Origin of the sequence: Saccharopolyspora sp. (genome assembly GCF_017434145.1) — a bacterium.
Taxonomy (GTDB): Bacteria; Actinomycetota; Actinomycetes; order Mycobacteriales; family Pseudonocardiaceae; genus Saccharopolyspora_C; species Saccharopolyspora_C galaxeae.
In genome coordinates this window covers 1-8,555 of the sequence record NZ_JAFRFW010000629.1, presented here as the reverse complement: position 1 = coordinate 8,555, position 8,555 = coordinate 1, and the positions used below count along the sequence as shown (strand labels likewise).

11 protein-coding genes are annotated in these 8,555 nt (G+C 70.3%); 7 read left to right on the top strand and 4 right to left on the bottom strand.

Annotated features, from left to right (window positions below; genetic code table 11):
- Positions 1 to 11 precede the first annotated feature (11 nt).
- The 5 genes from IJH84_RS29325 to IJH84_RS17350 all read left to right on the top strand — a co-directional run bounded on the left by IJH84_RS29325 (position 12) and on the right by IJH84_RS17350 (position 2,962).
- Positions 12 to 161 (top strand): thiamine phosphate synthase, encoded by a 150-nt coding sequence (locus tag IJH84_RS29325; RefSeq protein ID WP_367269042.1) that lies wholly within the window; start codon positions 12 to 14, stop codon positions 159 to 161.
- Positions 158 to 955 carry a bifunctional hydroxymethylpyrimidine kinase/phosphomethylpyrimidine kinase gene (thiD, locus tag IJH84_RS17365; protein ID WP_295146284.1) on the top strand — a complete coding sequence of 266 codons (798 nt, stop codon included), beginning with the start codon at positions 158 to 160 and terminating at the stop codon, positions 953 to 955. Before IJH84_RS29325 ends, thiD begins: the two co-directional genes overlap by 4 nt.
- Before the next feature lie 54 nt (positions 956 to 1,009).
- Positions 1,010 to 1,720, top strand: coding sequence for a thiaminase II (tenA, locus tag IJH84_RS17360; protein ID WP_200070853.1), 711 nt, complete (start codon positions 1,010 to 1,012; stop codon positions 1,718 to 1,720).
- A gap of 155 nt (positions 1,721 to 1,875) precedes the next feature.
- Positions 1,876 to 2,004 carry a hypothetical protein gene (locus tag IJH84_RS17355; RefSeq protein ID WP_255520875.1) on the top strand — a complete coding sequence of 43 codons (129 nt, stop codon included), beginning with the start codon at positions 1,876 to 1,878 and terminating at the stop codon, positions 2,002 to 2,004.
- A 124-nt stretch (positions 2,005 to 2,128) separates the two neighbouring features.
- Entirely contained in the window at positions 2,129 to 2,962 is an 834-nt protein-coding gene (locus IJH84_RS17350; protein WP_295146280.1) for a chitosanase, read from the top strand.
- 11 nt (positions 2,963 to 2,973) lie between these two features.
- Here IJH84_RS17350 and IJH84_RS17345 read toward each other — a convergent pair whose 3' ends face one another.
- The 4 genes from IJH84_RS17345 to IJH84_RS17330 form a co-directional block, all read right to left on the bottom strand.
- On the bottom strand, positions 2,974 to 4,107 hold the full coding sequence (locus IJH84_RS17345) for a polysaccharide pyruvyl transferase family protein (RefSeq protein WP_295146278.1): 1,134 nt from the start codon (positions 4,105 to 4,107) through the stop codon (positions 2,974 to 2,976).
- Positions 4,108 to 4,342: 235 nt separating this feature from the next.
- Positions 4,343 to 4,837 (bottom strand): hypothetical protein, encoded by a 495-nt coding sequence (locus IJH84_RS17340; protein WP_200070856.1) that lies wholly within the window; start codon positions 4,835 to 4,837, stop codon positions 4,343 to 4,345.
- A gap of 12 nt (positions 4,838 to 4,849) precedes the next feature.
- A complete protein-coding gene (locus IJH84_RS17335) occupies positions 4,850 to 5,812 on the bottom strand; it encodes a hypothetical protein (RefSeq protein ID WP_200070857.1) in 963 nt (320 codons plus the stop codon).
- Between the two features lie 129 nt (positions 5,813 to 5,941).
- Positions 5,942 to 6,850 (bottom strand): ABC transporter substrate-binding protein, encoded by a 909-nt coding sequence (locus tag IJH84_RS17330; RefSeq protein ID WP_200070858.1) that lies wholly within the window; start codon positions 6,848 to 6,850, stop codon positions 5,942 to 5,944.
- Between the two features lie 261 nt (positions 6,851 to 7,111).
- Between IJH84_RS17330 and IJH84_RS17325 the strand changes: the two genes are divergently transcribed.
- Positions 7,112 to 8,017 (top strand): amino acid ABC transporter permease, encoded by a 906-nt coding sequence (locus IJH84_RS17325; RefSeq protein WP_295146274.1) that lies wholly within the window; start codon positions 7,112 to 7,114, stop codon positions 8,015 to 8,017.
- A partial coding sequence (locus IJH84_RS17320) for an amino acid ABC transporter ATP-binding protein (protein ID WP_295146272.1) occupies positions 8,014 to 8,555 on the top strand: 542 nt, incomplete at its 3' end. The genes IJH84_RS17325 and IJH84_RS17320, both read left to right, overlap by 4 nt.

The following is an 8,555-nucleotide window of genomic DNA, read 5'->3' as shown; positions in this document are numbered from 1 at the left end:
CCGCGACCGAACTGCCCGCGGTCGCCATCGGCGGCGTGCACGCCGACAACGCCGCCGAGATCGCCGCGACCGGCGTGCGCGGGCTGTGCGTCGTCTCCGAGATCTGCGCGGCCGCCGATCCGGCATCGGCCGCGGCCCGCCTGCGAAAGGTGTACCGATGATTCCCAACGTGCTGACCATCGCCGGGACCGACCCCAGCGGCGGGGCCGGGGTCCAGGCCGACCTCAAGGCGTTCTCCGCCAACGGTGCTTACGGGATGTCGGTCATGACCGCGCTCGTCGCGCAGACCACCACCGGTGTCTCCCAGGTGCACGAGATCCCGCCGGAGTTCGTCACCGCCCAGCTCACCACGCTGCTCGACGACGTCCGGGTGGACGCGGTGAAGATCGGGATGCTCGCGAACGCCGAGGTGATCCGCGCCGTCGTGGCGGTGCTGGACCGCTACAACCCGCCGAACGTGGTGCTGGACCCGGTGATGGTGGCCAAGAGCGGTGATCGGCTGCTGGCCGCCGAAGCGGTCGAGGTGCTGCGCGACGAGCTGCTGCCGCGGGTCGAGCTGATCACCCCGAACCTGCCGGAGGCCGCGGACCTGCTGGGCGAGCGGGAGATCGCCGAGTCCGCCGGGATGCCGGGCGTCGCCGACCGCCTCGCCGGGCACGGCGCCAAGCAGGTGCTGCTCAAAGGCGCCCATCTGCGCCAGGGCGCCAGCGTCGACCTGCTCCGCGGCGACGGCGCGGCGCAGTACCTGCGCGGCGAGCGGGTCGAAACGACCAACGACCACGGCACCGGTTGCACCCTGGCCGCCGCGATCGCCGCGCTGCGCCCGCAGCGGGCGAGCTGGGAGGAGGCCGTGCGGGAGGCCAAGGACTACCTGACCGAGTCGCTGCGCGCCGCCGGACGGCTGGACGTCGGCCGCGGGCACGGACCGGTGCACCACTTCCACCGCTGGTGGTGAGTTGAACCCCGCCTGCCACGGCGGAGAAATCCGGCCTCGCGAAGGAGTCGCCCGATGAGCAAGCTGCCCGATCCGCCCGCCGACGGCTTCTGCGCCGGTGCCTGGGAGCACACCGCCGAGTTGCAGCGGGCCACCGTCGAGCACCCGTTCAACGCCGCGCTCACCGACGGCACGCTGGACCGCGAGCGGTTCGCGTTCTACATCGTGCAGGACGCCCGCTACCTGGTCGGCTTCGCGCAGGCGCTGTCGGCAGCCGCGACCCGCGCGGACGGGCCGCAGGACGCGGCGTTCCTGGCTGGCAACGCGCAGGCGGCGCTGGTCGAGGAGCGCCGGCTGCACGCCGGATACGTCGAGGAGTTCGGGCTGACCGAAGCCGACATCGCCGGGGTGCCGACCTCGCCGTCCTGCCTGGCCTACACCTCGTTCCTGCGCGCGAACGCGCTCTCCGAGCCGTACCCGGTGCTGCTCGCGGCGATCTTGCCGTGCTTCTGGGTGTACCAGCACGTGGGCAGCGAGATCCTCGATGCGGTGGGCGACATCGCGGCGCACCCGTACCGGCGGTGGATCGAGACCTACGCCGACGACGAGTTCGCCGAATCGGTGCGCGGCGCCCGGGAACTCACCGACCGGGTCGCCGAAGCCGCCGACGAGCCGACGCGGCAGCGGATGCTCGAAGCGTTCACCCGCGCCAGCGAGTACGAGTGGCTGTTCTGGAACAGCGCGTGGATCCGGGAGGAGTGGCCGACCGCTCGCTGGTTGCCGTGATCTTCCGGTCTCGGGTGGTGCCCGTGACCGGACGCACGTGGTCCCGCTGCTAACGTATCCGGCCGTTCGCGACGATTACCGAACGTCACGTCCGGTCGGACGTGTTCCGGTGTGGGATGTCTTTTCCCACCGCGCAGTCTGGGATTCGGTGGGCCTTGAGCACAGGTTCGTCCATTTTGATCATGATGGCGGGGATGATGGTGCCGATCCTGGCGGCCGCCCCGTTCTACATCGCGGACCGACGGGCCGATTCGGAACAATCCACGCAGGATTCCGACGACTGACGCACCGGCGAGACCGGACCCGGTTGGCAACGGGGAAAAACCTCAGCCCGACGGCGGTGGTGGCCCGGCAGGCGTACGAGCAGGGTGCTGGTGCGCCAGCCGCCGCGAACCCTGGAGGATCCCGATGTCCCCGACGCCGTCGGTGCGAGTGTCCCGCCGCGGAATCCTGCGCACCGCACTCGTGTCCGGGATCGCCGCAGGCGCGTTCGGGTCCGGGCGCGCCTTCGCGGTCCCGGGCACCGCGGCAGGCGGTGACCTCGCCGATCCGCGCAAGAAGGACATCGCGATGCAGCTCGTGTCCAGCGCGGAGAACTCCTCGTTGGATTGGCGCGCGCAGTTCGGCTACATCGAGGACATCGGCGACGGTCGCGGCTACACCGCCGGAATCATCGGTTTCTGCTCCGGCACCGGCGACATGCTCGAACTCGTCGAGTCCTACACCGGGGCCGAACCGGACAACGCGCTCGCGCCCTATCTGGAGGCGTTACGCGCGGTGAACGGTTCGGATTCGCACGAGGGTCTGGACGGCTACCCGGACGCCTGGGCCACTGCCGCCGAGGACCCCGACTTCCAGCGTGCGCAGGAGTCCGAACGGGACCGCCGGTACTTCGACCCCGCGGTGCGCCGGGCCGAGGAAGACGGGCTGGGTGCGCTCGGGCAGTTCGCCTACTACGACGCGATCGTGATGCACGGACCCGGTGAGTCCTGGCCGTCGTTCGGCGGCATCCGCCGGGCGGCGCTGGAGCAGGCGGTCCCGCCCGCGCGAGGCGGCGACGAGACCGGCTACCTCAGCGCCTTCCTGGACGCCCGGGTCACCGCGATGCGGGAAGAGGACGCGCACAGCGACACCAGCCGGGTCGACACCGCGCAACGAGTCTTCCTCGACGCCGGGAACCTGGCTCTCGACCCACCGCTGAGCTGGCGCGTCTACGGTCAGGAGTTCCGCATCGACGGCTGAGCGGCGGAAGCTCAGTGGCCGTACATCGACCAGGCGAGCTTGGACTTGGCGTCCTGCAGCGCTTTGAGCGTCTCGGCGTCGAATCCGCCTTCGGTCGGCTGCGGCGGGATCGCGAGCCCTTCGCTGATGCCCCAGCCGGAGCCGCGCTCGATCAGCGACCGGTGCTTGTTCGTGTAGTAGCCGGAATTGATCGACACCGCCACGCCGTGCGCTCCGGCCGCGGCGGCCATCAGGTGCATGTGGAACCGGCTGGACAACCACCGCTGCCCGGCCGCCGCGGGCAAGCCGGTCTCCATGATCTCGGAGAAGGCGTAGAACCGCGCCCCCGGCAGGTCGTGCTCGACCAGCGCGAACACCTCCCGGTCCACCCGCGGGATGCCTTCCACGATGCCGACCTGCTCCGGTCGCACGTCCCAGGCGCGCAGCGTGTCCAGCAGGAACCCGGCCAGCGCTGGCACGGTGACGTCCAGCAGGTCCGACTGCAGGCAGACCATCACCTCGCGCAGGTCGTCGGTGCGGTACTGGCCGGGCTCGATGCCGAAGAACATGTCGTCGCCGGTGGCGGTGAGCTGGCCCGCCGAGCTGAGCAGCTCCGCGGACGGCTCGTCGCGCACGTCGATCAGCTCGAACTGGGATGCCAGGTTGCGCAGCAGCGGCCGCGCCTCGTCCGGCACCGGCCACAGCCCTTGGCCGGTCATCACCGCGCGCCCGCCGGAGCGGCGCACCGCGGCGACCGCACCGGCCAGCAGCCCGAAGTGCCGCGGCCAGATGCCGTTGATGAACCCGCCGCCGATGACGTGCACCAGGTCTGCGCTCGCGGCGAGTTCGATCCCGGCCACCCAGTGCGGCGCCAGCCCGGGATTGATCATCGCGTGCTGCACGAACGAAGCGACCTCCCACGGCTCGTCGGAAGGCGCTTCCCAGGACAACCGCCAGAGCGTGTCGGTGAAGCGGGCGTGCGGGTGCAGGTGCCCGAGCAGCACCTCGCTCGGACCGGGGTTCGGGCAGTCCACCCACACTTCGCTGTGCGGTGCCACCTCGGCCAGGTACTTCAGCCAGGTCGCGGCGATCAGCTCGTCACCGTAGTTCGGGTGCCCGGTCGTGGCGACCAGGTACAGCTTGGGCGGTTGTTCGGGACTGGTCACAAGCTCTCCAGCGTTCGGGGTCGCGACTGCGCGCGGCAGGCGCCGAACCTAGCAACACCGTGCCCGACCCCCGGTCCGGAGGCATCTCCCGGGGCCGTGCGGAGGAACGCGGCAGGGCGTGCGGAGTCCTTCAGCCGTATTGCGTGGCGAAGCCGACCGCGTGCGTGGCCGCCGCCCGACGCAAAAAGCGGCGGCAACGACTCGGTGAGCCGTTGCCGCCGCCGGGGGCCGCTGATCAGTTGCGCTCGTGCAACTGGCTGCGGAGGCGTTCGATGCGGTCCTGGGTGCGGCGGAACTTCGCCGCGTGGTGTTCCTCGAACAGGGAGGTCGGCAGCGTCCCGACCGAGACCCCGATCTCCTGGTCGCTGGGCCGGATCCGGATCACTTCGGCGGAGCGGACCGGCTCGCCCGATTCCCGTTGCGGCTGCTGGTCCGGTTGCGGCTGCTCGGTTTCGGGTCGGTGCGGTGCGGCTTCGGCCGCTTCGGAGGTGTTCTCGGCGGTCTCCTCGCGGGCCGGCGCGGTCTCGCCGGACTCGGCCGCCGGCTTGCCGTCGCCGCCCGCGGCCTCTCCGGCCTGCGCGGAATGTGCCTGCTCCCGGGGCGCCGGACGCATGGCGTGCTTGCCGGTGGGGGCCGAGTCCGCGTCCGTGCGCCGGGCCCGCGCCAGCATCGGCCAGAAGATCAACGATGCCAGCAGGAAGCCGGCGGCGAAAATCATGATGGTGTTCACGAGGTGCTCCGATCAGTAGCGGGGAACGGCGCCGTCGGGTTCGCTGCTTGCCGCGGCCGGGACATCGCCGCCGCCGGTTCCGCCGAAGTCCTGGTCGGTCAGGGCGTCCAGCGGGACCAGGTAGCTCTGCGTGTCGTCGCGCGGCTCGGGCAGCCACACCTGGTGCGGCTCGGCGACGAGCTCCGCGTCGATGACGTCGTCGATCTGCTGCTCGCCGATCTCGTTGGTGGAGGCGCCGACCAGCCTGCCGACGTTCTCCAGCGAGGACAGGATCGCGCTGCGCAGCTCTTCCATCCTGGTCTGCTTGGTGTGCAGGTCCTGCAGGACCTGCAGCCGCAGGTGCTCGCTCTCGGCGTCGCGCTTGCCGCATTCCCACCGGGTGCTGGCGAGCAGCTCGTCGGCCTCTTCCTGCGCGGCTTCGATGGTGGCTTTGTACTCGTCCCGGATGGCGTGGCGCATCCGGCGCTCCCGTTCCCGGATGTCGGCGATCTTCTGCTCGTGCTCTTGGCGGATCTGCTTCTGCCGCTCGTCCATCTCGTCGACCAGCCTCGTGCATTCCGCTCGCATGGACTCGGCGGCCTGCTCGGCTTGGCTGATCAGCTGGTGCGCCTCGTACTCCGCGCTGCCGCGCACGGTCCGTGCTTGGCGCTGCGCCTGTTCGCGCAGCGTCTGCACTTCTTCCTCGGCCAGCGTGAGCATGTTCTGCACCCGCTGGGAGGCGTGCGGCAGTCCGGTGTCGGAAGCTTCGATGCGCTGCAGTCGTTGCTGGGTCTCGGCGAGCTCGTGCCGCGCGTCGTCGCAGAGGCGGCGCAGGTCGGAGTTCAGCGCCACCGCTTCGTTGCGGTCGATGCTGACCAGCCGGAGCTGGTCTTCCAGGAGCTCGATGTGCTCGATCACCTGGCGGCGGTTGAAACCCCGGACCTGGATGTCGAATCCGGGACGGAGCGGGACGACGGCTTGTGCGGAGTCCTCCACGTTGGACACTCCTCTCCACAGGCGAGGGTCGACTCGCGGTGGAGAGTAGGTCCGAATTGGACACCGCGCGCGGTGGACACCGGAGATCACCACCTGATCAGGTAGTGCGCAGCGGATTCCCGGGCGCGCTCAGCGGATCTCCGGCGGACTGATCTGGGATTCGCCGATGGCCGAGGGTTGCACGCCCCACTTGCGCAAGATCCGTTGGTATTCCCCGGTTTTGATCAGCTTGTGCACCGCGGCTTGCAGCGCGGGCGCGAGCGGGGAACCGGCGGGCAGCGCGAAACCGACGTCGAGCCTGCGGAATTCGTTGGAGAACCTGATCGCGGGCTGTTGCGCCGCGGCGTAGCGCAGGCCGTTCGTGGTGCTCATGACCGCGTCGACGCGGCCCTGGGTCAGCGCGGAGTACATCGCGCTGGACTCCGAGTACACCTGCACCTGGTAGGCGGGCCGGCCGATGCCGGTGCACCGGTGGCGTTGCGCGTTCAGCGTCGCCTCGAAGGTGGTTCCCTGGGCGGTTCCGACGGTTCGGCCGCACAGCGCGGTCACGTCGGTGATCGGCGGGGGCTCGGCGCCGCGGCGCACCGCGAAGCCCTGCCCGTCGCGGATGTAGGTCGCGAAGTCGATCGTGCGCTTGCGCTGCTCGGTGACGCCGAAGTTGCCCGTTCCGGCGTCGAACTTCCCGCTGCGCAGCGCGGGCAGGATCGCTTCGAAGGCGGCGTCCTGGGCGGCCACCCGCAGGCCGAGCGTGCGTGCGGCGGCCGCGGTGATGTCGATGTCCAAGCCGACCGCGGTGCTGTTGTCGTCCAGGTAGAACGAGGCAGGCGGCGAACCGCTGATGGAGCGGCCGATGCGCAGCGTGCCCGCGCGCCGGACCGGCTCCGGCAGCAGTGCGGCGGCGGTCTCGTCGCGTTGCACGCCGGAGACGACGTCGGCTTGCACGTCCAGCCCAGGCGCCACAGTGGACGGAGCCGTTCCGCACGAAGCGAGCAGCACTCCGATCAGCAGCGCGCACAGGGATTTCGTGGCGGCGCGCATGGTTCTCCTTCCCGCGCCCGGCGTCGGTCGGCGGCACCGGGAGCGGCCGGTGCCGTGGTTCGACGGCGGCGACAAGACGCGGACCACACGACTCCCAGATCGATATGGACGCGCCTGCGCGGGCGGGGATGCACGGCACCGAGGCTTCGCCGCGGATCCGTGCGGTGTCAACGGCGGCCACCTGGTGGGAGTTCTTGACCGCGCGCGCAGCCGCACAAGAAGTTCGGTTCCGGCCCCATTCCCCGACTCGGGCAGGAGAACATGACGCATCCGCAGGTGGCGCCCGCGCTCGCGCGGGTTCCGGAGACAGCGCCGGAGGTCGTCCCGGCGCGCCACCCGCTGCGCTGGATCGCAGCTGTCCTGGTGCTCGCGGCGGTCTGCGCCGCGGTGTTCTCGGTGGCCACGAACGAGAACTTCCAGTGGAACGTGGTGGGTGCCTACTTCGGCACCGCGGCGGTGTTGCGCGGGTTGTGGCTGACGATCTGGCTGACCGCGGCGACCGTGCTGCTCGGTTTCGCGCTCGGCACCCTGCTCGCCGTGCTGCGGCTTTCCGGCAACCCGGTGCTTTCCGGGTTGAGCTGGGGATACGTGTGGTTGTTCCGGTCCATTCCGGTGCTGGTGCAGTTGTTGTTCTGGTTCAACATCGGCGCGCTGTACCCGGTGCTGGGCTTCGGCTCGTTCTCGGTGCAGACGGTGGATCTGCTCACCGGCACCGTCACGGCGGTGATCGGCCTGGTGCTGCACGAAGCCGCGTACGCCGCCGAAGTGGTGCGCGGCGGCATCCTTTCGGTCGACGGCGGCCAGCTGGAGTCCGCGCAGGCGCTGGGCATGACGCGATGGCGGGTGTTGCGCCGGATCGTGCTGCCGCAGGCGATGCGCGCGATCGTGCCGCCCGCGGCCAACATGCTGATCGGCACGCTGAAGGGCACCTCGATCGTCAGCGTCATCGCGGTGCACGACCTGCTGCATTCGGTGCAGCTCGTCTACAACCGCACGTACCAGGTGATTCCGCTGCTGCTGGTGGCGACGGTCTGGTACTTGATCCTCACGACGCTGCTGACGATCGTGCAGTACTACGTGGAGCGGTACTTTTCCCGTGGCGCGCAACGGGTTCCGACGCCGTGGCAGCGGTTGCGCGCGGCGCTTGCGGGAGGGATCGTCCGATGACTCCTCCGATGGTCAGCTTGCGCGGGGTCCGCAAGAGCTTCGGTACCACCGAAGTGCTGCGCGGGGTGGACCTGGCGGTGGCCGAGGGCGAGGTCAACTGCCTGATCGGCCCGTCGGGTTCCGGCAAGAGCACGTTGCTGCGGTGCGTGAACCACCTGGAGACGGTGGACGCGGGGCGCGTCGAGGTGGACGGCTCGCTGGTGGGCTACCGCGAGTCCGGCGGCAGGTTGCGCGAGCTGCCGGAACGCCTGATCGCCCGCAGGCGCGCGGAAATCGGCATGGTCTTCCAAGGCTTCCACCTGTTCGGCCACATGACCGCGATGCAGAACGTGGCAGAAGCCCTCATCGGCGTCCGCCGTCTGTCCAAAAAGGATGCACACGGGCGAGCGCTGGCCGCGCTGCAGCGCGTCGGGATGGCCGACCGGGCGGATTTCCACCCGAGCCGGCTCTCCGGCGGCCAGCAGCAGCGGGTCGCGATCGCGCGAGCGCTGGCGATGGAACCGAAGGTGCTGCTGTTCGACGAGCCGACCAGCGCGCT